This window comes from Citrobacter sp. Cpo126 (genome assembly GCF_030332445.1).
Lineage (GTDB): Bacteria > Pseudomonadota > Gammaproteobacteria > Enterobacterales > Enterobacteriaceae > Citrobacter > Citrobacter portucalensis.
The window spans coordinates 42,716-67,371 of sequence record NZ_JAOWHT010000037.1 but is presented as its reverse complement, the minus strand read 5'-3'; the positions used below and the strand labels follow the sequence as shown (position 1 = coordinate 67,371).

Here is a 24,656-nt window from a genome sequence, read left to right as displayed (position 1 = left end):
CGACCCGCTTATTTAACCTGCTCCTGTAGCCAGCCAATAAACGCCTCGATTTTCGGCCACTGCCTGCCGGGCAGCGTGGTGATGTAGTAATGCTGATGACATTTCAGCGCCATATCGCCAAAAGGCGCAATCAATTCTCCGCTGTCGAGGCGTTTTTGCACCAGCCGTTTTCGGCCCATCGCTACGCCGATATGGTTCATTGCCGCAATCACTGCTAAATCAGAACGATCAAAACCAATCCCCGACGATGTCGGCAAATTCGCCGCAAAATTCTGCGCCCAACTGTGCCACTCATCGGTCCCGGAATCGTTACTCCACGCCTGTCTGTCGTGCAGCAACGTACAGTGCGGCAAATTCACCAGCGAACCGGTAAGGTCATGGCGGCGGGCGTAGTCCGGGCTGCACACCGGTAGGATCTCTTCATCCATCAGGAAGTGATGCGTGAGTTGCGCGGAGGGTGCATCGTCAAAATAGATGGCGAGATCGATACCCGCACGCTGTAGATTGACGTTGTCGTTCCCGGTCAACATGGTTAGCGAAATTGACGGGTAGCGACGGGTAAAGTCGCCGAGCGCCGGAACCAGCCAGCACTGGGCGATAGAAGGCCGTGAGTAGACGGTGAGCGTCCCCGAGAGCTCCTGATTCTTAATATCAAGAATCTCCTGGTTGAGCGTGTCCAGTGACGACTTCAGCGCCCAAAATACCCGCTTACCCTCATGAGTGAGTTCCACTTTGCGATGAGAACGAACAAATAATTGGATACCAAGCTCATCTTCAAGCTGATTTATGCGATGGCTGACGGCACTGGGGCTCAATGACAGCTCGTCTGCCGCCAGCGCAAAAGACTGATGCCGGGCCGCCACTTCAAAAGTATACAGCTTTGATAGCTGCCAGCCGTTGAGCAGCCGGTTTCTGACTTCGCGTAGGGGATCCATTCTCACCTCCTTTCCTTCTGATTCATGCGCTGGAGTGTAAAAAAGTTCGCTGCAAAAATCAGCTCAAAGGTGAATCAGAGTGAACCATATCGCATAAACAAAGCGCAATTAGACATAAATCACGCATTTGATGCAATTTGGCTCATGTGAATGGGGATTTATATCGTTTGTCAGACCATGCCTTATTTTTGTCCAATAACCCTATATTAATCACAGGGCAAGGTGAGTTATGCACTCTCAAATCTGGGTTGTGAGCACGCTGCTGATAAGTATCGTGTTAATCGTTTTGACCATCGTGAAGTTCAAATTCCACCCGTTTCTGGCGCTACTGTTAGCCAGCTTCTTCGTGGGTACGATGATGGGCATGGGGCCGTTGGATATGGTCAATGCCATTGAGAGTGGCATCGGCGGTACGCTGGGCTTCCTCGCCGCGGTTATCGGCCTTGGGACCATTCTGGGCAAAATGATGGAAGTGTCCGGCGCAGCCGAACGTATTGGCCTGACGCTGCAGCGCTGCCGCTGGCTATCCGCCGACGTCATTATGGTTCTGGTTGGGCTGATTTGCGGGATCACGCTGTTTGTTGAAGTCGGCGTGGTGCTGTTGATTCCACTGGCCTTTTCAATTGCCAAGAAAACCAATACTTCATTACTGAAGCTGGCGATTCCGCTGTGTACGGCGCTGATGGCGGTGCACTGCGTGGTTCCACCGCATCCGGCAGCCCTGTTCGTGGCGAACAAGCTGGGCGCAGACATTGGCACCGTGATTGTCTACGGCTTACTGGTCGGCTTGATGGCCTCGCTGATCGGCGGTCCTCTGTACCTGAAATTCCTGGGTAACCGTCTGCCGTTTAAACCGGTTCCGGCTGAGTTTTCTGACCTTAAAGTGCGTGACGAAAGTACGCTACCGTCGCTGGGTGCTACGCTGTTTACCGTTCTGCTGCCGATTGGCCTGATGCTGGTAAAAACCGTCGCTGAGCTGAACATGGCGAAAGGCAGCACGGTATATACGCTGCTGGAGTTTATTGGTAACCCAATCACCGCGATGTTTATTGCCGTTTTCGTTGCCTATTACATTCTCGGCCTGCGTCAGCACATCGGTATGGGTACGTTGCTGACCCACACTGAAAACGGTTTTGGCTCCATCGCTAACATTCTGTTGATTATCGGCGCAGGCGGCGCATTCAACGCTATCCTCAAGAGCAGTGGGCTGGCGGATACTCTTGCGCTGATCCTCTCGAACATGCATATGCACCCGATTCTGCTGGCGTGGCTGGTGGCGTTAATCCTGCATGCCGCGGTGGGTTCCGCCACGGTGGCAATGATGGGCGCCACGGCAATCGTTGCACCGATGCTGCCGCTCTATCCCAACGTCAGCCCGGAGATCATCGCCATTGCTATCGGTTCCGGCGCTATTGGCTGCACGATCGTTACCGATTCCCTCTTCTGGCTGGTGAAGCAATACTGCGGTGCCACCCTGAATGAAACGTTTAAATACTATACGACCGCGACATTTATCGCGTCCGTGATTGCACTGGCTTGCACATTCCTGCTTTCCTTTATTATCTAAGCGCAAAGAGACTGACTATGGAAAACATTCAAACACTTATCGCCCAGTATCCTTTAGTGGAAGATCTGGTTGCTCTCAAGGAGACAACCTGGTTTAACCCTGGCACCACCTCTCTTGCGGAAGGTTTACCGTATGTTGGCCTGACTGAACACGATGTTCAGGATGCTCACGCCCGTCTGACGCACTTTGCGCCGTACCTGGCAAAGGCATTCCCGGAAACCGCGGCCACCGGCGGAATTATTGAATCTGAGCTGGCCGCGATTCCGGCCATGCAAAAGCGGCTGGAGAAAGAGTACGGGCAGCGCATCAATGGCGAAATTCTGCTGAAGAAAGACAGTCACCTGCCAATTTCTGGCTCGATTAAAGCCCGTGGTGGCATTTATGAAGTACTGACCCACGCGGAAAAACTGGCGCTGGAAGCCGGTCTGCTGACCACACAAGACGATTACAGCGTTCTGCTTTCGCCTGAGTTCAAACAGTTCTTTAGCCAGTACAGCATCGCGGTAGGCTCCACCGGTAACCTCGGCATGTCGATTGGCATTATGAGCGCCCGTATCGGCTTTAAGGTGACGGTGCATATGTCTGCCGACGCCCGCGCATGGAAAAAAGCCAAACTGCGCAGTCATGGCGTGACGGTCGTGGAGTATGAAGAAGATTACGGCGTGGCGGTTGAACAGGGCCGTAAGGCGGCGGAGTCCGATCCAAACTGCTTCTTTATCGATGATGAAAATTCCCGCACGCTGTTTTTAGGCTATGCGGTGGCCGGACAGCGCTTAAAGGCGCAGTTTGCCCAGCAGGGACGCGTGGTGGATGCAGACCATCCACTGTTTGTTTACCTGCCATGCGGCGTCGGCGGTGGCCCTGGCGGCGTGGCGTTTGGCCTGAAGCTGGCGTTTGGCGATAACGTGCACTGCTTCTTCGCAGAACCAACCCATTCACCGTGCATGCTGCTGGGGATTTATACCGGGCTGCACGATACGATTTCCGTGCAGGATATTGGCATCGACAACCTGACGGCGGCTGATGGGCTGGCTGTCGGCCGTGCGTCTGGCTTTGTTGGCCGGGCAATGGAACGTCTGCTCGACGGTCTGTACACCCTGGACGATCAGACGATGTACGACATGCTGGGCTGGCTGGCGCAGGAAGAAGACATTCGCCTTGAGCCGTCGGCGCTGGCCGGGATGGCCGGTCCGCAACGCGTATGCGCCTCTGCTGACTATCAGCAGATGCACGGCTTCAGCGCAGAGCAGCTCAATAACGCCACCCACCTGGTGTGGGCGACCGGCGGCGGCATGGTACCTGAAGAAGAAATGGCGCAGTATCTGGCCAAAGGACGTTAAATACAGCTGAGCTTAACGCAGCATCGCCATCAGCTCCATCGGTGAGCGATGCTGCTTAAGCAGGTCACGCATCACGCGCATATGCGGTGCGGTGTGGCTGAAGAAAGCCTGATAGCCTGCACACAGCACGCCCTTTCCATTTTCCTCACAGTACGCAGGACAATCACCGTGGTAATATTGAAACAATGAGCATGTCTGGCAACGCGTATTCATTGATGACATGGTCTGTCGTTCAATCTGTGCCGTCAGACCACACCACTGGCGAAGCGTTTTATCGAAAAGCTGGATAGATATCTGATTAATATCTTCACGTACCCAGATATCAAATATCGTAATTAAAAATCGGCCCCATGCCTCAGACGTAACCGATTCGTCTGTCAGATGACCTGAACCATCGCACCTAACCAGCGGAATAAACTGTACCAGGCGAACATTTCCTTGTTGCAAACCACGGTACACTTCAACCGGTTGTAAACACTTCTGATGGTCAATCACCACGTTTAAAACATCATCACTAACATCCATGTTCTCACATCCTGTCATGCAAAATTCCCGATAAATACGATAAGTTGGCGAACATGCGTTACAGCAAACAGCATTGCGAGGGATAACACCGCGAGGGAGATCATAAATTTGTCACGCACCGCGCGAGATTCAGAAAAATCGCTATGACTCACATCCATCAGATTACGGCTGCGAGTGTAGCGCCAGAGGATAATCGCCACTATCGCCAGCACAACTACCGATATCCAGAACAACGCTCCCGCCTGGTGCCAGTTGTGCTTAATCGCCAGCGCCATTAACGCGCCATAGCCCAACAACGTGCGAAACCAGGCCAGTGAAGTCCGCTCCGGTTGTAACCCCGGGTCAGCGATGCGTCGCGATTTGCGGCTATCCGGCATACAGCACCAGCGTCATGACAATCACCGCCACAATAGTCAGCATGACGCTGATAATCAGCAGGCTGTGGGTGTAGGGCAAGTCCTCTTTCAGTCGCATCGCCTTTTCGTTACGTAGCCAGCGCAGATAGCCGTAGATCGCCAGACCGCCGGCAAATAGACACAGCAACAAGGCAAGCGCCTCACGGATGACCGGCGTGGCAAAATCCGGGGCCAGTTGATCAAGGCCAACCCCCGCCGCCAGAAATCCGAGCGCGGTGCGGATCCACGCCAGAAAGGTACGTTCATTTGCCAGCGAGAAGCGATAATCCGGTGCTTCTCCAAGGCGAGAAATCTTCATGACAGCTCCTTAAATATTGTTGTCTGGTCGTTATACCGGAACAGTTAAGGAGTATGAACCTGATTCTCAAACGAGAGGGCGAGTCGGGTGATGAGACAATGGGAAAGAGAGAGGGTGTTTGTAATGCCGGATGGAGAGTTGCGTTTTATCCGGCCTACAGGAGATGCAGGCCGGATAAGTCAGTTTTAACCTAATCCCCAGAAGAGCACCGCCAACAGTTGCGGGGTGATAATCCTCAAGAACATGACCAGTGGATAAACGGTAGCGTAGGAGAGCGCTGCTGCCCCGCTGGTGGCATGCAGGTTATTAGCAAACGCCAGAGCCGGGGGATCGGTCATTGAGCCAGCCAACATGCCGCACAGCGTCAGATAGTTCATTTTGGCAAAGATTCGCGCCAGCAAGCCCACGGTAATGAGCGGAATCGCGGTAATGAAAATACCGTAGCCCACCCAGCTCAGGCCATCTCCCTGTGTTAGGGTATCGACAAATTCACCGCCTGACTTCAGACCCACCACCGCAAGAAACAGCACGATACCCAACTCTCGCAACGCCAGGTTAGCGCTGGGAGGCATAAACCAGTACAGCTTACCGATGCTACCAATACGCCCCAGGATCAGGGCCATAATCAGCGGCCCACCGGCCAGACCCAGTTTTAACGCCACCGGGAACCCCGGGATGAACAGTGGGATTGAACCCAGAAGAACACCCAGCCCGATACCAATAAATACCGGTAGCATCTGCACCTGCTGCAGTTTTTGCTGCGCGTTACCCACAACATTGGCGACGGCATCAATGGATGAAGGCCGCCCCACCAGATTGAGGATATCCCCGAATTGCAGGCTGGCGTCACTGCTGGCTACCAGCTCAACACCCGCACGGTTCAGGCGGGAAATCACCACGTCGTAACGTTCTTTAAAGTGCAGGTCGCGGATACGTTTACCCAGCACCTGTTCGTTGGTCACCACCACGCGTTCGACGCGTAAATCGGTACCTCGCGTAGACAGCGATGTGTCTACCTCCTGCCCAATCACCACCTGCGCGTTATGCAGGTCAGCAGGCTGTCCGACCAGGTGTAGCAGGTCGCCCATCTGGATAACAGTCCCTGGCGACGGCACCATCAATGTCTCGTCACGTTTCAGACGCGAGCAGATGATTTTGTCGCTGTTCAGAATCGGGACATCCTGAATCGCCATATTGTTGATGTTTGGGTTTTCCACGCGGATGTTCATCGTCTGAATCAGTGCGTGCCCGTTGGTCAGCGTGGATTCATGCTGATGGGCTTCAGCATCGACGTTAACGCGGAAAATAAGGCGCATCAGCCACATGGTCAGTAAAATTCCGCAGATGCCGAAAGGATAAGCCATGGCATAGCTCATCCCCATCTGGTCAACCACATCGCCAGGCGTACCTAAATCGCGCAGAATTTGCTGCCCCGCACCTAACGCCGGGGTATTGGTGACCGCTCCAGAGAATATTCCCAGCACCACAGGGAGAGGAATGGCAAAAATCTTATGCAGGATCGCGGTGACCAGGCCCCCCATGATGACAATCAGCACAGCAAACAGATTCAGCCGCAGGCCCGAAACGCGCAGAGAAGCAAAAAAGCCCGGCCCCACCTGAATACCAATGGTGTAGACGAAAAGAATCAGGCCAAATTCCTGAATAAAATGCAGCATGTCGCCGCTCAGGGTCATCCCTGCCTGATCGACAAAATGCCCGACGATAATACCGCCGAACAGCACGCCTCCAATGCCAAAACCCACGCCACGTATTTTTATGTTGCCGATCCATAACCCGACAACTGCCACTAATGCCAGAACGCTGACCGTCAATGCTATATCACTCATATCCTGTTCCCTGTGAATAACATCATTAAGTAAATGGATTCTCGCAGAGTACAGTCGCAATGTATGGGTGGTAAAGCACAAAAAAGCCCCGTCATTTCTGGCGGGGCAAAGGCATGGAGCTATTTAACTATCTAATGCGGGACGTTCGCTGATGGCGATACGTTGTGGAGCAATGGTTTCAGGTTCATTCCGGGTCAAATCAATATGCAGCAAGCCGTTAGTGAAGCTTGCGCCGGAGACCTCCATATTTTCAGCCAGCGTAAAGCTCAGGCTGAACGGCTGAGTGACCAGCCCCTGATGCAACCATTTGGTCTCTTTTTCCGGCTGCTGCGGCGTACCTTTTACGGTCAGGCGCGTGCCTTCCAGTTGAATATCCAGATCTTCCTGGCGGAAACCGGCTAACGCAAGGGTAATGCGGTAGTGGTTATCATCGCTCTTTTCGATGTTATAAGGCGGGAAGCTCTGGCTTTCACCGGTGTTTTGCAAGGCATTGGCCAGTTTGTCAAAACCGATCCATTGACGCAGCAGTGGGGATAAATCGTAGTTACGCATAATAATCTCCTTCTAAGAAGCGAGTAGGTACCTTTCGGCTCCCTGACGGCAAGCCGATGACTTAGCAAGGCCGCCTGAAGCGGCCTACAGAATTAGTTAATTTCGATGCGGCGCGGTTTGTTCGCTTCAGGAATCACGCGCTCAAGATCGATATACAGCAGACCATTTACCAGGTTTGCGCCGCGAACATGAATGTTCTCCGCTAACTGGAACTTGCGTTCAAAGTTGCGCTCGGCAATACCCTGATACAGGTAAGTACGTTCTTTTTGATCGTCCGCATGGGCGCCTTTTACCACCAGCAGATTGTCCTGGGCAGTAATTTCCAGTTCGCTTTCAGCAAAACCGGCAACGGCAATTGCAATGCGGTAATGGTTTTCGTCTACCAGCTCAACGTTGTACGGAGGGTAGCCGCCATTGCTCTGGCCCTGATTGTTTTCCAGCAGGTTAAACAGACGGTCAAAACCAATAGCAGAACGGTACAGCGGGGATAAATCAAAGTTACGCATAATCAATAGCTCCTGAAATCAGCGAGAATAATTGACCTTCCATCATGGACAGGTCAGGTAGCCAGGACACCCATCAGGCATGCCCTTCATTTGTCTACACTCTAAAAATGGGTCTTAATACAAACTTTTCAAGCGTATTCATCTGACTTTTTTTGCAGTTTGTTGTCTATTGCATACACTGGGGGGAGCAGTTGTTCTCGTTAAATCGCGATGGCCGCCACAGTGCGACGAAATGGTGATGTTATTTTCGCAACGGATCGCTTTAACTCACCATGCAAACACGATAAATACAGATGAATAAATGATGATTAAAAAAATGTTGGTAACACTGACGATGTGTAGTGGGATGGCGTTTGTAAGCGGTTGTTCCAGCATCATGTCGCATACAGGTGGCAAAGAAGGGACGTATCCTGGCACGCGAGCCAGTGCCACAATGATTAGCGAAAGTGATACAAACTGGGGAACCAAGTCGCTGGCGATTCTGGATATGCCTTTTACCGCGGTGCTCGATACGGTATTGCTACCTTGGGATCTCTTTCGCAAAGATAACTCGGTGAGATCCCGCGTAGAAAAAAGCGAGGAGAGAACTCAGGCCACGAACGCCGTTATTCCCCCGGCAGAAATGTCTGCTCCATAAATTAACGCCCGGTTTCAGTCACCCACAGCTGGCGGAAACCCTCGACGTCTTCCATCCACGCAACCTGTCGACCATCAGGGGAGAAGACGATCGCATCGGCCGACGGCGGGTTATCATGACGTTCCGTTAAAAAATCAATCTCGCCCGTTTGAACATCACAACAGGCAATTCTGTTCTCCAGTACAAATCCCAGCCATTTCCCCGATGGGTGCCAGTTAAAGGCTGACTGAATATTCGTAGCGCACTGGGTAAGCTGACGCAGCGATCCACCCTGTGGGGAAATCAGCCATAGCTGTACAATACCGTTGTCATCACGCATTAAAAACGCAATCTCAGATGCCTTTGGATTACTGCGTACCCAGTGGCGAGGCTGATTCACCAGCCCCGGGAAGGCGCGCTCATGGGTAAACGTCAGACGGCGTTGGCGAATACCGGATGGTGGCGCAGGCATGGTCATGTCAGTCCCCTCCAGAGGCGCGTCCCCCGGCTGTTTCCAGCCGCTTTCATCCTGTGGCAAATCAACAATAAACAGCTCCGGTACTTTCTCGCCAGTGGCTGATAGCGTATCACCGATAAACGCCAGCCTGTTTTCTCCAACCCAGCCCTCTTCATAGGCGCGGTTAATCTCATCGCTACCCGGTTTTGGCGTTGGTGTCGTCTGGCTCACCAGCACGCACCAATGGCTGCCACTGTATTCACGCGGATGCTGCGCGGAGACCTTCACCGGACCATACGGTGCGGCCACACCGACGTTGCGTAAATCGAGCGCCGGAGAGCGCTCATGCAAAACATGGTCGTTATAGGTGAAACTGACAAACTCACCGTTCGGGCTAAAGACATGCACATGACTCCCGCCGCGCAGCGCACCTGGCGTATAGGGCGCGGTAATATCCATTGCATCCAGATTCTCCACCCCAGCCTGCGTAACAATCACCCCACGACGATGATGGAAGTCGTAATGCCATGTTTCATCAGGATTTTCAGGCCCGTGAATGAAGACATATTTTTCCAACTTTGGATGAACGGTCACCACGCCAACGTGCGATCCCTGAGTAGCCCGGTAAATCACTTCCAGCTCGCCAGTATGGATATTGACGCGCTCAATTGTTTCACCGGCAAAAGAGGCGCCGGAAGGGCGCACATCAAAGACCAGCCACTGGCTGTCCGGTGTCCAGGTATTGATATTGGTAAGCTGATGATTACGCGGCGTAAAGGTGATTTGCTTCATGAGATGCCCTGATACAAGACGATTAAAACAATCATACTTCACAAGCACTTCACTTTCAGGCTTTAGCGTATCGCCATCTTCATTTTTGCGGACAGAAAGATGGAACATTTTGACGTAGCGATTATCGGTTTAGGTCCGGCAGGCGCAGCGCTGGCGCGACAGTTGAGCGGAAAAATGCGCGTGATTGCGTTGGATAAAAAACGCCAGTGCGGCAACGAAGGTTTCACTAAACCCTGCGGCGGTCTGCTGGCCCCGGACGCCCAGCGTTCGTTTATCCGCGACGGGATAACCTTACCCGTTGATGTTATCGCCAACCCGCAGATTTTTAGCGTTAAAACGGTTGATGTTGCCGCTTCTTTGACGCGTAACTACCAGCGCAGCTACATTAATATCAACCGCCATGCTTTTGATTTATGGCTTAAATCTCTCATCCCTGATGATGTGCAGGTGTATCACGACAGCCTGTGTCGGAAAATCTGGCGCGAGGGCGATAAATGGCATGTTATCTTCCGCGCCGACGGTTGGGAGCAGCAGATCACTGCACGTTATCTGGTGGGGGCAGACGGTGCGAACTCACTGGTGCGCCGTCATCTCTATCCACAGCACCAAATCCGTAAATATGTCGCTATTCAACAATGGTTTGCGGAAAAGCATCCCGTACCGTTCTATTCCTGTATTTTTGATAACGATGCAACTGACTGTTATTCCTGGAGTATCAGCAAAGATGGCTATTTTATCTTTGGTGGCGCCTACCCCATGAAGGACGGACAGGCACGCTTTGACGCGCTGAAAGAGAAGCTGGAAGCGTTCCATTTCCAGTTCGGCAAACCGGTGAAAAGTGAAAAATGTACGGTGCTATTCCCCTCACGCTGGAAAGACTTCGTCTGCGGCGAGGACAACGCATTTTTGATTGGTGAAGCGGCCGGTTTTATCAGCGCCAGCTCGCTGGAAGGGATTAGCTATGCGCTGGACAGCGCGGAGATCCTCAAATCGGTACTGCTGCGGGATACGCCAGATATGAATCACGCTTACCGTAAAGCCACCCACAAGTTACGTCTCAAACTGTATGGCAAAATCCTGAAAAGCCGGGCCCTGACGTCGGCATTTTCCCGTAAATGGATTATGCGTAGCGGCGTTGCGCATATTCCCTTGGCAAAATCAGAAAACCGCCCGCCAGTGAAAGAAAAACGTGAGAGAAAACGTAGTAAGGCAATGACATTGTGGCGCGTTTTCTTAAGGGACTGAGTTCACCTCGCTGTCACGGCATTGTGCCACTGTAGCCAGCGCGGGAAAGTTGGCGACGGTGTACCAGGAACCTGGCGTAGGCAGCCGCTCCATTGTACGGCCAGGCCAAAGTTCGAGTTGTGCCAACGCATCAAGGGAATATTCTCGCCAGTGATGTGGCAACATCAGTCTCAATGGCGAGGCTTGTTCACCCGGTACCGGCGTCGGTAAACGCGAGTCACTCACATCATAGTTTCTGTGCAGAACCAAATATTTCTCTGGTACCCGACGCTTGCTGTTCCACCATTTGCCATCCAGCATATCAAACTGAAAGCGGGTGATTTTTTCCGGTTTTGCCCCCAATTGCATCAACGCCTGGCGCAGCGCGTTGTTCATCGCCGCATCGTACATTTCCGTTGTTGCCAGTTGCCCATTGAGGATCAGCGATACCGCAATTCTGGTACCCAACAAATTTGAGTAGAGATCTTCCGGGGAAAATGCAGAAACCTCCTCCGAAAATCCTGGAACAGACTCAAAACCATACCATTGCGCAATTTCATGCCAGGCAGCGAGCTGAAACGCCAGATGCGCGGCCATCCATGCCGCCAGCGCGTAACGATCAGCAGGCTCTGTGGGGGGTGTGAAAGCGTTAAATACGACATGCCGTTGCGCAAGCTCATCATCCAGACGCAGCGTAAATGATTGACCAAGCCGTGGAAGAAGATGGCTAAAGAGCCAGGCCGTCATGTCTGCGGTATCACGGACATGTGCGGTATCAATGAAGCCACCGCGAGCGGTATACACTATGCCGTTATTCTCATGCCCGATCCCTGCCAGATTCGCTAGCCCTAACAGTAGGCTATCGTTATAGCGGTGCTCGCCGATGCTATCGATCGTGACAACATTATCAAGTTCATAAAATGGCACTGGCATATGCAGTACCTGTGCGTGCAGGTCGTAGCCAAACGCGCAGCACGGACGTAATCCCTGAGGTGCAGGGAGGGGTGAAACTACCGGCCAGGCAGTACCCTGGGCCTTATTCTCTGTAGAAACGAGCTGCAAAGTTACAGGTATTGCCGCACGGGCTATCGCCGTTGCCAGCCATAAGAGCGCTATTAACACCACCTTATTGATCAAAATGCCTCTCCAACCTGAAAATAAAAACCGCTGCTCCCTTTGCCAATCCCGTAATCAAGACGCACATTCACCCGGGGCTTAAATTCAAAGCGGTAGCCCACACCGGCGGACGGTAACCAGCGTCCATCGTCCAGCGCATGAAAAGAGGGTCCCATCGTGCCCGCACCGAGCCAACCAACCACACCATGCCGCCAGTCAAGTTTCCGCCGATACTCCAGTTGCCCGCTGACGGCGTTTTTATCCCGATAGCGCCCTTCGTAATAACCGCGCATACGCTGATTGCTGCCAAGCAGCGGCATCATGCTCCACGGCACATCGCCCTGGGTAAACGCGCCGTCCATCTCCCAGGCAAGCACATTGTTCTCGTCCAGCGAGTGATAGCGGCTGTAGTGCAGTTGATATTCATCAAATCGCGTATCGCTTCCCACCTCTGGTGTGAATCGGGTATAGCGCACATCGGCATACTGTCCTTTACGCGGGTTGGGAACGAAATCACGATCGTCCCAGCTGAGTTCGACACTACTTCCGGAGCTGAGAACCGACGCCCCCTGCCCGGTATGCTCAATGTTGGGCGGATCGTTATCGTCCATTTGGGTAGCGTGCTGGGCGTTCAGCGACCAGCCAAGCCCCAGATAAACATTGGGTGCCAACTGGCGATACAACGTTGGACGCAACTCCAGAACCTGAGCGGTGTATTGCTGTTTTTGGTTATCTTTATCCCCAGCGCTAAAACCTTGCCCCCAGTAGTAGGTTGGAGTATCCGTTAATGCGCCATTGAGAAAAAATCGCCACCGATCGTCGGCAAAAAATGCGTAATTTTGCATCGTGATACCAAATGCGCCAGTTGAGCTAAAATAGCCGCTGAGCGTCAGCGTCGAGTTTTGGCTTACCGTATCATTCGGATCAGGGCGATACATCCCCACCACCGCTGTACCGATCCCTAACCCCAGCTCCGGGGTATAAAACGGTCCCGGCATTACGCCCCAGTCAATGCCTTTGCTGGCGTCAAAGCTATCACTGGCACCCAACTTATTTAGCCAACCGTCAACTTCGCCTCGGCTTGGCAACGCTGCCCGCACTGTACAGGAGAGCATGTTGAACAGCAGGAAGAGGGTAAGACGGCTCAAAAGCGATACTCTCCCGCCATGAAGAAACTGTTACGTTCAGCAAAGCCGATTTCGGTCGTGACGTTGAAGTTCCGGGTAATTTCATACTGTGCGCCCACCAGCACGTTCCAGGGGGATTGCAGATGCTGTTTAACGTCAAAGCGACCATTACCGTCTTTGTTGGCAATATCAACGAGTCTTTGCAGCGTTTCAGACGGCATGGTGAGGTCGTTAAGGCTACCGCTAAATTCTTGCTGCACGTCCTGGTACATACTGCCAACCCATAGATTCAACTTTCCGGATGGCAGGTGCAGCGCATCCACACTGGGGGTGGTAAAGCGATATCCGATGCGCGGAGAAAGAGTTAAGGCGTCAATACTCCCATCCAGAATATCGAACCGCGTCTGGGTGTAGTTGGCATCAAAAGCAGTAAACCAGTTGCCTACACCGCCGACCAACGTCGTCCCTACGCCGTAGGTGGTGCCTTTAAAATCGAGCTGAAACGCCAGATTCTGCAAACTGCTTGGTGTGCGGTCTTTAAGGGGGCCTTTTATCCCGACGCCTATTTGCGAAACGGAGTGGCCATCGGTATAGCCAATCAAGCCATAGACATTCATAAACGGCAGCAGCCAGGCATCCAGCTTCAGCGTTTCGGTTTTACTGCGTTCACGCGTATTGCCGACGCTAATTTTAAACGCGTTATCCAGTGAGCGGCCACCGAGGGAAAGACCGTTGAAGTTAATACTATCCACATTAATATTTTGTCGGATATTCATGTAGTTAATATTCACGCCAAACGGTGCCGGTAGTTCATATCCGCGCTTACGCGCTTCATCGCCTAAAAAGGGCAAAATGGTGTGGTTTTCGGCAGGTTTAACAGTCGTTTTTTCCGGTACAGGCGCAGACAGACCGTCATCCTGATAGCCAAAGAGAGGTGTAATAGTTGAGCTGGAATCCGTCGCGGCACTGGCATGAAAAACCAGACAGGAAGACGTTATCAACACCACGCGGATGCTTGTGTTTGTCATAAGAAAGTTTAGTAGCAGGCAGGAATTGCCCAGATATAAAAGAAGAAGGGAGAGTATAGAAGTTACGTACTATGTGGAGGTATTAATGTGCGGTTTCACATCTGATAATATAAATATATGTTTTATAACATCTTAATGTTATTGCCCAGCCGAGGCCAGGCATAATACGCATCAGGAAAGGACGTATTTCTCTATCGCCCAGGCGACGCCATCTTCAAGGTTAGATTTCGTTACGAAGTTGGCGATTTCTTTGACTGATGGAATAGCGTTATCCATAGCAACGCCCACCCCTGCGTATTCAATCATCGCGATGTCGTTTTCCTGATCGCCAATCGCCATCACCTCTTCGGCTTTAATGCCTAACGCATCAGCCAGCGATTTTACGCCCGTCCCTTTATTGACGCGTTTATCGAGGATTTCGAGGAAATACGGCGCACTTTTCAGCACGGTGTACTTCTCTTTTACTTCCGCAGGTAGACGAGAGATAGCTTTATCGAGGATCTCCGGCTCGTCAATCATCATCACTTTCAGGAACTGGGTTGCAGGATCCATTTTCTCGGCTTCACAAAACACCAGCGGAATGGTCGCGACAAACGATTCGTGCACCGTGTAGTAGCTGATATCACGGTTCGCGGTATACAGCGTATTGCGATCGAGGGCGTGGAAATGCGAGCCAACTTCCCGGGAGAGCTGCTCCAGGTAACGATAATCATCATAGCTCAGCGCGGTTTGCGCCACGGTACTGCCATCCCCTGCTTTCTGCACCAGCGCACCGTTGTAGGTAATGCAGTAGTCACCGGGTTGTTCCATATGTAATTCTTTCAGATAGCTGTGAACGCCGGCATACGGGCGTCCCGTGGTCAGCACCACATTCACGCCACGCGCGCGTGCCGCGGCAATCGCCGTTTTGACCGCTGGTGAAATGGTGTGATCGGGCAGCAGAAGTGTGCCATCCATGTCGATAGCAATAAGTTTGATAGCCATGAGTTCCCCGGATTAAATGAGTCCGTCCTCATGCTAACGCGATTCCGCTCAAAAAACAGCTACGAAAAGGGGGATAGAAAGGGGAATCGAGATTCCCCTTTTTGTAGATTGGTTGTCGTTTGTAGGTCTGATAAGCAATGCGCCATCAGGCACAATACAACGTCTTGCCGGATGGCGGCGTAAACCGCCTTATCCGGCCTACAGATTGGCTTAAATATCGATGTTCGCCGCTTTCAGGGCGTTTTCTTCGATAAATGCGCGACGCGGTTCAACGGCATCGCCCATCAGCGTGGTGAACAGCTGGTCGGCAGCAATCGCATCCTTCACGGTAACGCGCAGCATACGACGGCTTTCCGGATCCATGGTGGTTTCCCACAGCTGTTCCGGGTTCATCTCGCCCAGACCTTTATAACGCTGGATAGCGAGGCCACGACGAGACTCTTTCTGCAGCCATTCCAGTGCCTGCTCAAAGCTGGCAACCGGCTGGCGACGCTCGCCACGTTCGATAAACGCATCGTCTTCGATCAGCCCACGCAGCTTCTCGCCAAGCGTACAAATACGATGGTACTCGCCACCGGTCACAAATTCATGTTCCAATGGATAGTCAGTATCGACACCGTGGGTACGCACCCGGATCACCGGTTCGAACAGGTTCAGTTCAGCATCTTTACGCACGAAGCTATTCCAGGTGCTGCCGTGCATTTCGTTTTCATTAAGCACGTTAACCAACTGGGAAACCCAGGCCGTAACTTTCGCTTCATCAGCCAGATCGGCTTCTGGCAGCGTCGGTTGATAAACCAGCTCTTTCAGCAGCGCTTTCGGGAAACGACGTTCCATACGGCCAATCATTTTCTGTGTCGCGTTGTATTCAGAAACCAGTTTCTCTAACGACTCACCTGAAAGGGCTGGTGCGTTGGCATTGGTGTGCAGCGTTGCGCCATCCAGAGCGATAGAGATCTGATACTGATCCATCGCTTCGTCATCTTTAATGTATTGTTCCTGCTTGCCTTTTTTCACTTTGTACAGCGGTGGCTGTGCAATGTAAACGTGGCCGCGTTCAACGATTTCCGGCATCTGACGATAGAAGAAGGTCAACAGCAGCGTACGAATGTGCGAGCCATCGACGTCCGCATCGGTCATGATGATGATGCTGTGATAACGCAGTTTGTCCGGGTTGTACTCGTCTCGACCGATGCCACAGCCGAGCGCAGTGATCAGCGTCGCGACTTCCTGAGAGGAGAGCATCTTGTCAAAGCGCGCTTTCTCGACGTTGAGGATTTTACCCTTCAGCGGCAGAATCGCCTGGTTTTTACGGTTACGGCCCTGCTTCGCAGAACCGCCCGCGGAGTCCCCTTCCACAAGGTACAGTTCGGACAGCGCCGGGTCACGTTCCTGACAATCCGCCAGCTTGCCCGGCAGACCGGCTAAGTCGAGCGCGCCTTTACGACGGGTCATTTCACGCGCACGACGTGCAGCTTCACGAGCACGCGCAGCATCAATAATTTTGCCGACAACGATTTTCGCGTCAGACGGGTTTTCCAGCAGATATTCGCTCAGCAGTTCGTTCATCTGCTGTTCTACCGCCGATTTCACCTCAGAGGAGACCAGCTTGTCTTTGGTCTGTGAGGAGAACTTCGGATCCGGTACTTTCACGGAAACAACGGCAATCAGGCCTTCACGGGCATCGTCACCGGTAGCGCTGACTTTCGCTTTTTTGCTGTAGCCTTCTTTGTCCATGTAGGCGTTCAGGGTACGGGTCATCGCCGCACGGAAGCCTGCAAGGTGAGTACCGCCGTCACGCTGTGGAATGTTGTTGGTGAAGCAGTAGATGTTTTCCTGGAAACCATCGTTCCACTGCAGCGCAACTTCAACGCCGATACCGTCTTTTTCGGTGGAGAAGTAGAAGATATTCGGGTGGATCGGCGTTTTGTTTTTGTTGAGGTATTCAACAAACGCCTTGATGCCACCTTCGTAGTGGAAATGGTCTTCTTTGCCGTCACGCTTGTCGCGCAGACGAATAGAGACGCCGGAGTTCAGGAATGACAGCTCACGCAGACGTTTCGCCAGAATGTCGTATTCAAATTCAACAACATTGGTAAAGGTTTCGTGGCTTGGCCAGAAACGGACCTGAGTCCCGGTCAATTCTGTTTCGCCGGTTACTGCCAGCGGCGCCTGCGGCACACCGTGCACGTAAGTTTGCTGATGCACTTTGCCTTCACGACGAATCACCAGTTCCAGCTTCTGTGACAGGGCGTTAACGACGGAAACACCCACGCCGTGCAGACCGCCGGAAACTTTATAGGAGTTATCATCGAATTTACCGCCTGCGTGCAAAACGGTCATGATAACTTCCGCTGCCGAAACGCCCTCTTCCGGGTGAATACCGGTTGGGATACCACGGCCATCATCGGTAACGGACACGGAGTTGTCAGCGTGAATCGTTACCACGATATCTTTACAGTGACCCGCGAGCGCTTCGTCGATAGCGTTATCTACCACCTCGAATACCATGTGGTGCAGACCGGTGCCGTCATCCGTGTCGCCGATATACATACCCGGGCGCTTACGCACCGCATCCAGTCCTTTCAGGACTTTGATACTGGAGGAGTCATAAGAATTCGACATCAACGTTTCTCGCTCATTTTATCTTGGGTTAATCCGTTATTTTACCCTTTTCCACGGTAAACATCTTCGAATTTTCATCGGACATGTCTATAACGTGTTCAGCGCTGATTGCGCTGACAAAGACCTGAGATTGCGTGGCTTTTAAGCGGCTGGCCAGCAGTCCGCGACGCGCGTCATCCAGTTCAGAGGCAAAATCATCTATCAGGTACAGGCAGCGCCGCCCGCTTTCACGGGTCAGGAACTCCCCTTGCGCCAGACGTAAGGCGCACATCAGCAGCTTTAGCTGCCCACGCGACAACGTATCTTCCACCGGCGCACCGTCGGCGCGAATGCGGAAATCCGCCTTATGCGGGCCGTGCGCAGTGTAGGTCAACATGCGATCGCGTTCAAAACTGCGTTCCAGCACTTCGGCATAATCAGTCTCTTTCTCCCAGCCGCGCTGGAATGAGAAGGAGAGCGAAAACTCGGGAAGAAACTGCTGGCAGGTATCCGCCATATCCTGCGCGATACCGGCGCTGTACTCCGCGCGCCAGGTGCTGATTTGTTCCGCCAGCGGGATAAGTTCTCTATCCCACGGGCGCAGTTGCTCATAACGACTCACCTGGCGCAGTGCCGCATTACGCTGCTTGAGCAGTCGCTTCAGGTTGCTCCAGGCGGTGAAAAATCCGGCTTCATTGTGAAAGCATCCCCAGTCAAGAAATGCTCTTCTGTATTTGGGGCCGCCGTTGAGTAAAGTAAACCCCTCTGGCGTGATCAGCTGCATCGGCATCAGGTGTGCCAGTTCTGCGACCTTGTGCCCGTCAGTGCCGTCAATGCGCACTTTGCTGTCGCCCAGTTTGTCTTTCGTCAGGCCAATCGACGTCTCACGCTCTTCTCCCTGCAAACGTCCGTGTAAAACAAACGACTCCTGCTCGTGGCGAATCACGCGGCCAATCTGCAAACTGCGAAACGCCCGGCCATGGCCGAGCGTATAGATGGCTTCCAGGACGCTGGTTTTGCCGCTGCCGTTCGCGCCAACCAGGAAGTTAAAGCCAGGGGATAAAGCGAGATCCGCGCTTTCGATATTGCGAAAATCGCGGATCAACAGGCGGGTGAGCGACATTACAGTCTCATTGGCATAACAACATAGGCAGCCGACTGTGATGCGGCATCTTCAATCTGTACGCTCGATACGGAATCGGTCAGCAGAATACGCACGTTCTCGCACTTCAGCGCGTTCAGAACGTCCAGTACGTAGCTCACGTTAAAGCCGATTTCCAGTTCTGTACCAGGATAGGAGACATCCAGAATTTCTTCTGCTTCTTCCTGCTCCGGGTTGTTGGCGGTGATTTTGAGCTGGTTTTCGCTGACATACAGACGCACGCCGCGGAATTTCTCGTTCGAGAGGATCGCCGCACGCGCAAACGCCTGTTTGAGGATATCGCAACCGGCTTCCAGATGCTTGTCCGGATTCTTCGGCAATACGCGGCGATAATCCGGGAAACGGCCATCAACCAGCTTAGAGGTGAAGATGAAGTCACCAACGTGCGCACGAATGTTGTTGCTGCCAATCTGCACGCGCAGCGGGTTATCGCCGCCGTCGAGCATACGCATCAGTTCAATCACACCTTTACGCGGTACGATCACCGAATGGCTTGGCAACGGCTGACCAACAGGCATTGAACAAACCGCCAGGCGGTGACCGTCGGTCGCCACGGTACGCAGCTCTTCCCCTTCGGTTTCAAACAGCATGCCGTTTAAGTAGTAACGTACGTCCTGATGCGCCATCGAAAACTGCGTGGCTTCAATCAGGCGCTTCATCGTCGCCTGCGGCAGGGTGAATTCGACTTCGCTCTGCCAGTCGTCCAGATTCGGGAAGTCGGCGGCAGGCAGCGTAGACAGCGAGAAACGGCTGCGGCCAGAACGCACCAGCATACGGTCGCCTTCCAGTTGAACGGCAATTTCCGCGCCTTCCGGCAATCCACGGCAAATATCGAAGAATTTACGCGCCGGAACGGTGGTCGCGCCAGGTTCATGGGGCTGGATCAGCGCCACGCGCGCCACCATCTCCATTTCGAGATCGGTACCGGTCAGCGAAAGCGTGCCGTCAGCAACCTGCAGCAGCAGGTTTCCGAGAATAGGCAGTGTAGGACGTCCACCCAGCGGGCCGCTGACCTGCTGAAGCGGTTTTAATAAATGTTCACGTTCAACGGTAAATTTCATAGCGTCACGAAGATAATGTTCTGATTAAATTGGAGAAATCTTCTTTAATATCATGGCTTTCTTCACGCAACTGCTCAATCTTGCGGCAGGCATGAAGCACGGTAGTATGGTCACGCCCACCAAACGCGTCGCCAATTTCCGGCAGACTGTGGTTAGTGAGCTCTTTTGCCAGCGCCATCGCCATCTGGCGCGGGCGAGCTACCGAGCGAGATCGACGCTTAGAAAGCAGATCCGCAATTTTTATTTTGTAATACTCCGCCACCGTCTTCTGGATATTGTCGATGGTGACCAGCTTTTCCTGCAAAGCCAGCAGATCGCGCAGCGCTTCACGCACGAAATCGATAGTAATCGCCCGGCCGGTAAAATTGGCGTTGGCGATCACGCGGTTCAGTGCGCCTTCCAGCTCACGTACGTTAGAGCGTAGACGCTTGGCAATAAAGAACGCTACTTCACCCGGCAGACGAATGTCGTTTTCGTCGGCTTTTTTCATCAGGATCGCAACACGCGTTTCCAGTTCAGGCGGTTCGATCGCGACAGTCAGTCCCCAGCCAAAGCGGGATTTCAGACGATCTTCAACGCCGTTGATCTCCTTCGGATAGCGATCCGAGGTCAGGATGATCTGCTGATTGCCTTCCAGCAGGGCGTTAAAGGTGTGGAAAAACTCTTCCTGCGATCGCTCTTTATTCGCGAAGAATTGGATATCGTCAATCAGCAGCGCGTCAACGGAACGGTAGTAGCGTTTAAACTCTTCGATCGCGTTGTTTTGCAGGGCTTTGACCATATCCTGCACAAAACGCTCGGAGTGCATATACACCACTTTGGCATTTGGCTTACGCGCCATAATGCCGTTACCGACAGCGTGCAACAGGTGGGTTTTACCCAGACCCGTACCGCCATAAAGGAATAACGGATTGTAGGCGCCGCCAGGATTGTCCGCCACCTGACGTGCCGCCGCGCGCGCCAGTTGGTTAGATTTACCTTCAACGAAGTTATCAAACGTGTGTTTGACGTTGACGTTAGAACGATAGGTAGGTTCTGCCGGAGCCGGGACGTTATCCCAGCCTGGACGCGCCGCCGGAGCAGCACGTTGCGGTTGCACTTGCTGAGCCACATGGGCGGGCGCAACAACGTTGTTGACCGGCGTTTTCAGCGTTTGCGTGACGGGTTTAGTGCCGACTTCAAAGCGCAGCTGTGGGGCATCCGCTCCACAGAAATTATTGAGTAATCCATTAATATTATTAAGGTATTTATCCCTTACCCAATCGAGCACGAAACGGTTTGGCGCATACAAAGCCAGCGTGTTATCGCTCAGTTCCGCCTGCAACGGGCGTATCCACATACTGAACTCTGTGGCTGGTAACTCATCCTGCAATCGGGCAAGACACTGCTGCCAAAGCGAAAGTGACACGGCGGACTCCACTCGAACAAAAGTCGATAAATGACAAAGGCTGAAACATTCATGATTGTTGACGCACATCGACAAGACCCTATGCAAAGGGTGACGTGCGAATTGCTATCTGCAATTTTTACCCGATCAGGATCCATTGAAACGATCAGGACCGCGGATCATAGCGTAAACTGAGAAAGAGATCTTCTGTTTCTCACAGATTCTTCCCGATTTATCCACAGGATGATCCAGAATCGGCTAAGTGTAAACGATCCTGGAGAAGTGCTGCAGGTTTTAGCGCGCATATTGAAAAAATTAATGAGTAAAGATGCTTTACTGCTTAAACGATCTAATAAAGATCCCGTGCGATCCTTGCGCTTTATCCACCAGCCCGTATAATTCTTACCCCCAGCGAGTAACGGTCGCCTTACGGCGTCAACGCTGCCTGTTTTTTACGCGAAACCATGCGGAAAAAAGCGGGAAATAAGGAAAGAGAATTGACTCCGGAGTGTACAATTATTACAATCCGGCCTCTTTAATCACCCACACTGTGGCGTAAGTCGTTCGAAATTCGTTCGGGTATACGCAAAAGTCAGTGAATTTATTCAAGTTTAGGTAGAAATCGCCATGAAACGCACTTTTCAACCGTCTGTACTGAAGCGCAACCGTTCTCACGGCTTCCGTGCTCGTATGGCTAATAAAAATGGTCGTCAGGTTCTGGCACGTCGTCGTGCTAAAGGCCGTTCTCGTCTGACCGTTTCTAAGTAATAAAAGCTAGCCCCTGAGTGGTTAAGCTCGCATTTCCCAGGGAGTTACGTTTGTTAACTCCCACTCATTTCACATTCGTCTTCCAGCAGCCACAACGGGCTGGCACGCCGCAAATCACCATCCTCGGCCGCCTGAATTCGCTGGGGCATCCCCGTATCGGTCTTACAGTCGCCAAGAAAAATGTTAAACGTGCGCATGAACGCAATCGGATTAAACGTCTGACGCGTGAAAGCTTCCGTTTACGTCAGCACGAGCTTCCAGCAATGGATTTCGTGGTGGTGGCGAAAAAAGGGGTTGCTGACCTCGATAACCGTGCTCTCTCGGAAGCGTTGGAAAAATTATGGCGTCGCCATTGTCGCCTGGCTCGCGGGTCCTGATAGCCCTCATTCGGGTCTATCAACGCCTGATCAGTCCGCTGCTTGGGCCGCATTGCCGTTTCACTCCAACCTGTTCGAGCTACGGAATTGAGGCATTGCGCAGGTTTGGAGTGATAAAAGGCAGTTGGTTGACGGTGAAACGCGTATTAAAATGCCACCCTTTACACCCTGGTGGTGACGATCCCGTCCCGCCCGGACCATTTGATACCAGAGAACACTAACGATGGATTCGCAACGCAATCTTTTAGTCATCGCTTTGCTGTTCGTGTCTTTCATGATCTGGCAAGCCTGGGAGCAGGATAAAAACCCGCAACCTCAGGCCCAACAGACCACGCAGACAACGACCACCGCAGCGGGTAGCGCCGCAGACCAGGGCGTACCGGCCAGTGGCCAGGGGAAACTGATTACGGTTAAAACTGACGTGCTTGATCTGACCATCAACACCCGTGGTGGTGATGTGGAACAGGCTTCACTGCCAGCTTACCCGAAAGAACTCGGTTCTACCGAACCGTTCCAGTTACTGGAAACTACGCCACAGTTCATCTACCAGGCACAGAGTGGCCTGACAGGTCGTGACGGCCCGGATAACCCGGCTAACGGCCCACGTCCGCTGTACAACGTCGATAAAGACGCGTTTGTACTGGCTGACGGTCAGAACGAACTGCAGATCCCGATGACCTATACTGACGCAGCGGGTAACACATTCACTAAAACGTTTGTTCTTAAGCGTGGTGAATATGCTGTCAACGTTAACTACAGCGTGCAGAACGCCGGCGAAAAACCGCTGGAAATCTCCACCTTTGGTCAGCTGAAGCAATCCATCAATCTGCCATCTCATCGCGACACCGGTAGCAGCAACTTTGCGCTGCACACCTTCCGTGGCGCGGCGTACTCCACGCCGGATGAGAAGTATGAGAAATACAAATTCGACACCATTGCTGAAAACGAAAACCTGAACGTCAATGCTAAAGACGGCTGGGTCGCAATGCTGCAACAGTATTTCGCAACGGCATGGGTTCCGCGTAACGACGGCACCAACAACTTCTATACCGCTAACCTGGGTAACGGCATTGCCGCTATCGGCTATAAATCACAGCCGGTACTGGTACAGCCTGGCCAGACTGGCGCGATGACCAGCACCCTGTGGGTCGGCCCGGAAATTCAGGATAAAATGGCGGCCGTTGCACCGCACCTGGATCTGACCGTGGACTACGGCTGGTTGTGGTTCATTTCTCAGCCGCTGTTTAAACTGCTGAAGTGGATCCATAGCTTCCTGGGTAACTGGGGCTTCTCCATCATCGTTATCACCTTTATCGTTCGTGGCATCATGTACCCGCTGACCAAAGCGCAGTACACCTCCATGGCGAAGATGCGTATGCTGCAGCCGAAGATTCAGGCTATGCGTGAGCGTCTGGGCGATGACAAACAGCGTCAGAGCCAGGAAATGATGGCCCTGTACAAAGCTGAGAAGGTTAACCCGCTGGGCGGCTGCTTCCCGCTGATCATCCAGATGCCAATCTTCCTGGCGTTGTACTACATGCTGATGGGCTCCATTGAACTGCGTCATGCGCCATTCGCTCTGTGGATCCATGACCTGTCTGCACAGGACCCGTACTACATCCTGCCGATTCTGATGGGCGTGACGATGTTCTTCATTCAGAAGATGTCTCCGACCACTGTAACCGACCCGATGCAGCAGAAGATCATGACCTTTATGCCGGTCATCTTCACAGTGTTCTTCCTGTGGTTCCCGTCAGGTCTGGTGCTGTACTATATCGTCAGCAACCTGGTAACCATTATTCAGCAGCAGCTGATTTACCGTGGTCTGGAGAAACGTGGCCTGCATAGCCGCGAGAAGAAAAACTCCTGATTCGGTGTAGGCCGGATTAGGCGAAGCCGCCATCCGGCAAACGGAACATAAAGTAAAGGGCGGTCATTAGACCGCCTTTTTTATTGCATTAAGAAGA

At 52.7% G+C, this 24,656-nt stretch carries 25 protein-coding genes and 1 other annotated feature; of the genes, 9 read left to right on the top strand and 16 right to left on the bottom strand.

Features of this window, described 5'->3' with window-relative positions; genetic code table 11:
- Positions 1-8: 8 nt before the first annotated feature.
- Positions 9-935 (bottom strand): DNA-binding transcriptional regulator DsdC, encoded by a 927-nt coding sequence (gene dsdC / locus OGY17_RS16985; RefSeq protein ID WP_057067116.1) that lies wholly within the window; start codon positions 933-935, stop codon positions 9-11.
- A 229-nt stretch (positions 936-1,164) separates the two neighbouring features.
- Between dsdC and dsdX the strand changes: the two genes are divergently transcribed.
- Positions 1,165-2,502 carry a D-serine transporter DsdX gene (dsdX, locus tag OGY17_RS16980; RefSeq protein WP_003827107.1) on the top strand — a complete coding sequence of 446 codons (1,338 nt, stop codon included), beginning with the start codon at positions 1,165-1,167 and terminating at the stop codon, positions 2,500-2,502.
- Positions 2,503-2,519: 17 nt separating this feature from the next.
- Positions 2,520-3,842, top strand: a complete 1,323-nt coding sequence (dsdA, locus tag OGY17_RS16975; protein WP_284884595.1) for a D-serine ammonia-lyase — start codon at positions 2,520-2,522, stop codon at positions 3,840-3,842.
- A 12-nt stretch (positions 3,843-3,854) separates the two neighbouring features.
- Here dsdA and OGY17_RS16970 read toward each other — a convergent pair whose 3' ends face one another.
- The 6 genes from OGY17_RS16970 to ibpA form a co-directional block, all read right to left on the bottom strand.
- Positions 3,855-4,367 (bottom strand): radical SAM protein, encoded by a 513-nt coding sequence (locus tag OGY17_RS16970; RefSeq protein ID WP_219987981.1) that lies wholly within the window; start codon positions 4,365-4,367, stop codon positions 3,855-3,857.
- Positions 4,368-4,381: 14 nt separating this feature from the next.
- Positions 4,382-4,744, bottom strand: coding sequence for a DUF202 domain-containing protein (locus OGY17_RS16965; RefSeq protein WP_032945444.1), 363 nt, complete (start codon positions 4,742-4,744; stop codon positions 4,382-4,384).
- On the bottom strand, positions 4,734-5,081 hold the full coding sequence (locus tag OGY17_RS16960; protein ID WP_003023888.1) for a YidH family protein: 348 nt from the start codon (positions 5,079-5,081) through the stop codon (positions 4,734-4,736). The genes OGY17_RS16965 and OGY17_RS16960 overlap by 11 nt, the downstream gene beginning before the upstream one ends.
- A 185-nt stretch (positions 5,082-5,266) precedes the next feature.
- Positions 5,267-6,928, bottom strand: coding sequence for a putative transporter (locus tag OGY17_RS16955; RefSeq protein WP_286607861.1), 1,662 nt, complete (start codon positions 6,926-6,928; stop codon positions 5,267-5,269).
- A 123-nt stretch (positions 6,929-7,051) separates the two neighbouring features.
- Complete coding sequence (gene ibpB / locus OGY17_RS16950; RefSeq protein ID WP_003827096.1) at positions 7,052-7,480, bottom strand: small heat shock chaperone IbpB; 429 nt, start codon at positions 7,478-7,480, stop codon at positions 7,052-7,054.
- 92 nt (positions 7,481-7,572) lie between these two features.
- Positions 7,573-7,986: a small heat shock chaperone IbpA gene (ibpA, locus tag OGY17_RS16945; protein WP_003023882.1), complete on the bottom strand. Its 414-nt coding sequence runs from the start codon at positions 7,984-7,986 to the stop codon at positions 7,573-7,575.
- Positions 7,980-8,052, bottom strand: a sequence feature (ROSE (Repression Of Heat Shock gene Expression) occurs in the 5'-region of heat shock genes and acts as an RNA thermometer to modulate expression.). It overlaps the preceding gene by 7 nt.
- Before the next feature lie 238 nt (positions 8,053-8,290).
- Between ibpA and OGY17_RS16940 the strand changes: the two genes are divergently transcribed.
- A complete protein-coding gene (locus tag OGY17_RS16940; RefSeq protein ID WP_003023879.1) occupies positions 8,291-8,623 on the top strand; it encodes a YceK/YidQ family lipoprotein in 333 nt (110 codons plus the stop codon).
- A 1-nt stretch (position 8,624) separates the two neighbouring features.
- Here OGY17_RS16940 and OGY17_RS16935 read toward each other — a convergent pair whose 3' ends face one another.
- Positions 8,625-9,851: a YidR family protein gene (locus OGY17_RS16935; RefSeq protein ID WP_286607859.1), complete on the bottom strand. Its 1,227-nt coding sequence runs from the start codon at positions 9,849-9,851 to the stop codon at positions 8,625-8,627.
- A 99-nt stretch (positions 9,852-9,950) separates the two neighbouring features.
- On the opposite strand from OGY17_RS16935, the gene cbrA reads away from it, so the two are divergent.
- Positions 9,951-11,096: a colicin M resistance lipid reductase CbrA gene (cbrA, locus tag OGY17_RS16930; RefSeq protein WP_008786537.1), complete on the top strand. Its 1,146-nt coding sequence runs from the start codon at positions 9,951-9,953 to the stop codon at positions 11,094-11,096.
- Here cbrA and OGY17_RS16925 read toward each other — a convergent pair.
- From OGY17_RS16925 to dnaA, 8 genes are all read right to left on the bottom strand, one after another.
- Positions 11,085-12,212 (bottom strand): DUF4056 domain-containing protein, encoded by a 1,128-nt coding sequence (locus OGY17_RS16925; protein ID WP_286607857.1) that lies wholly within the window; start codon positions 12,210-12,212, stop codon positions 11,085-11,087. The genes cbrA and OGY17_RS16925 overlap by 12 nt on opposite strands.
- Positions 12,209-13,339 carry a BamA/TamA family outer membrane protein gene (locus tag OGY17_RS16920; protein ID WP_008786539.1) on the bottom strand — a complete coding sequence of 377 codons (1,131 nt, stop codon included), beginning with the start codon at positions 13,337-13,339 and terminating at the stop codon, positions 12,209-12,211. Before OGY17_RS16920 ends, OGY17_RS16925 begins: the two co-directional genes overlap by 4 nt.
- The gene (locus OGY17_RS16915; protein WP_020996043.1) at positions 13,336-14,346 is read right to left on the bottom strand and encodes a hypothetical protein; all 1,011 of its coding nucleotides are present in this window, start codon (positions 14,344-14,346) and stop codon (positions 13,336-13,338) included. Before OGY17_RS16915 ends, OGY17_RS16920 begins: the two co-directional genes overlap by 4 nt.
- A gap of 171 nt (positions 14,347-14,517) precedes the next feature.
- Positions 14,518-15,330, bottom strand: coding sequence for a sugar-phosphatase (gene yidA, locus OGY17_RS16910; RefSeq protein WP_008786541.1), 813 nt, complete (start codon positions 15,328-15,330; stop codon positions 14,518-14,520).
- Between the two features lie 210 nt (positions 15,331-15,540).
- Entirely contained in the window at positions 15,541-17,955 is a 2,415-nt protein-coding gene (gyrB, locus tag OGY17_RS16905; protein WP_071444540.1) for a DNA topoisomerase (ATP-hydrolyzing) subunit B, read from the bottom strand.
- 28 nt (positions 17,956-17,983) lie between these two features.
- The gene (recF, locus tag OGY17_RS16900; protein ID WP_038635725.1) at positions 17,984-19,057 is read right to left on the bottom strand and encodes a DNA replication/repair protein RecF; all 1,074 of its coding nucleotides are present in this window, start codon (positions 19,055-19,057) and stop codon (positions 17,984-17,986) included.
- Complete coding sequence (gene dnaN / locus OGY17_RS16895; RefSeq protein ID WP_003023863.1) at positions 19,057-20,157, bottom strand: DNA polymerase III subunit beta; 1,101 nt, start codon at positions 20,155-20,157, stop codon at positions 19,057-19,059. The genes recF and dnaN overlap by 1 nt, the downstream gene beginning before the upstream one ends.
- A 4-nt stretch (positions 20,158-20,161) precedes the next feature.
- Positions 20,162-21,565: a chromosomal replication initiator protein DnaA gene (dnaA, locus tag OGY17_RS16890; RefSeq protein WP_003827078.1), complete on the bottom strand. Its 1,404-nt coding sequence runs from the start codon at positions 21,563-21,565 to the stop codon at positions 20,162-20,164.
- A gap of 222 nt (positions 21,566-21,787) precedes the next feature.
- Between dnaA and OGY17_RS23360 the strand changes: the two genes are divergently transcribed.
- From OGY17_RS23360 to yidC, 5 genes are all read left to right on the top strand, one after another.
- Positions 21,788-21,943, top strand: a complete 156-nt coding sequence (locus OGY17_RS23360) for a hypothetical protein (protein WP_418657320.1) — start codon at positions 21,788-21,790, stop codon at positions 21,941-21,943.
- 228 nt (positions 21,944-22,171) lie between these two features.
- Positions 22,172-22,312: a 50S ribosomal protein L34 gene (gene rpmH, locus OGY17_RS16885; RefSeq protein WP_003023858.1), complete on the top strand. Its 141-nt coding sequence runs from the start codon at positions 22,172-22,174 to the stop codon at positions 22,310-22,312.
- Between the two features lie 17 nt (positions 22,313-22,329).
- Positions 22,330-22,689, top strand: coding sequence for a ribonuclease P protein component (gene rnpA, locus OGY17_RS16880; RefSeq protein WP_003844432.1), 360 nt, complete (start codon positions 22,330-22,332; stop codon positions 22,687-22,689).
- Positions 22,653-22,910 carry a membrane protein insertion efficiency factor YidD gene (yidD, locus tag OGY17_RS16875; protein ID WP_003023846.1) on the top strand — a complete coding sequence of 86 codons (258 nt, stop codon included), beginning with the start codon at positions 22,653-22,655 and terminating at the stop codon, positions 22,908-22,910. Before rnpA ends, yidD begins: the two co-directional genes overlap by 37 nt.
- A 2-nt stretch (positions 22,911-22,912) precedes the next feature.
- Complete coding sequence (yidC, locus tag OGY17_RS16870) at positions 22,913-24,559, top strand: membrane protein insertase YidC (protein WP_003827058.1); 1,647 nt, start codon at positions 22,913-22,915, stop codon at positions 24,557-24,559.
- Positions 24,560-24,656: the final 97 nt, after the last annotated feature.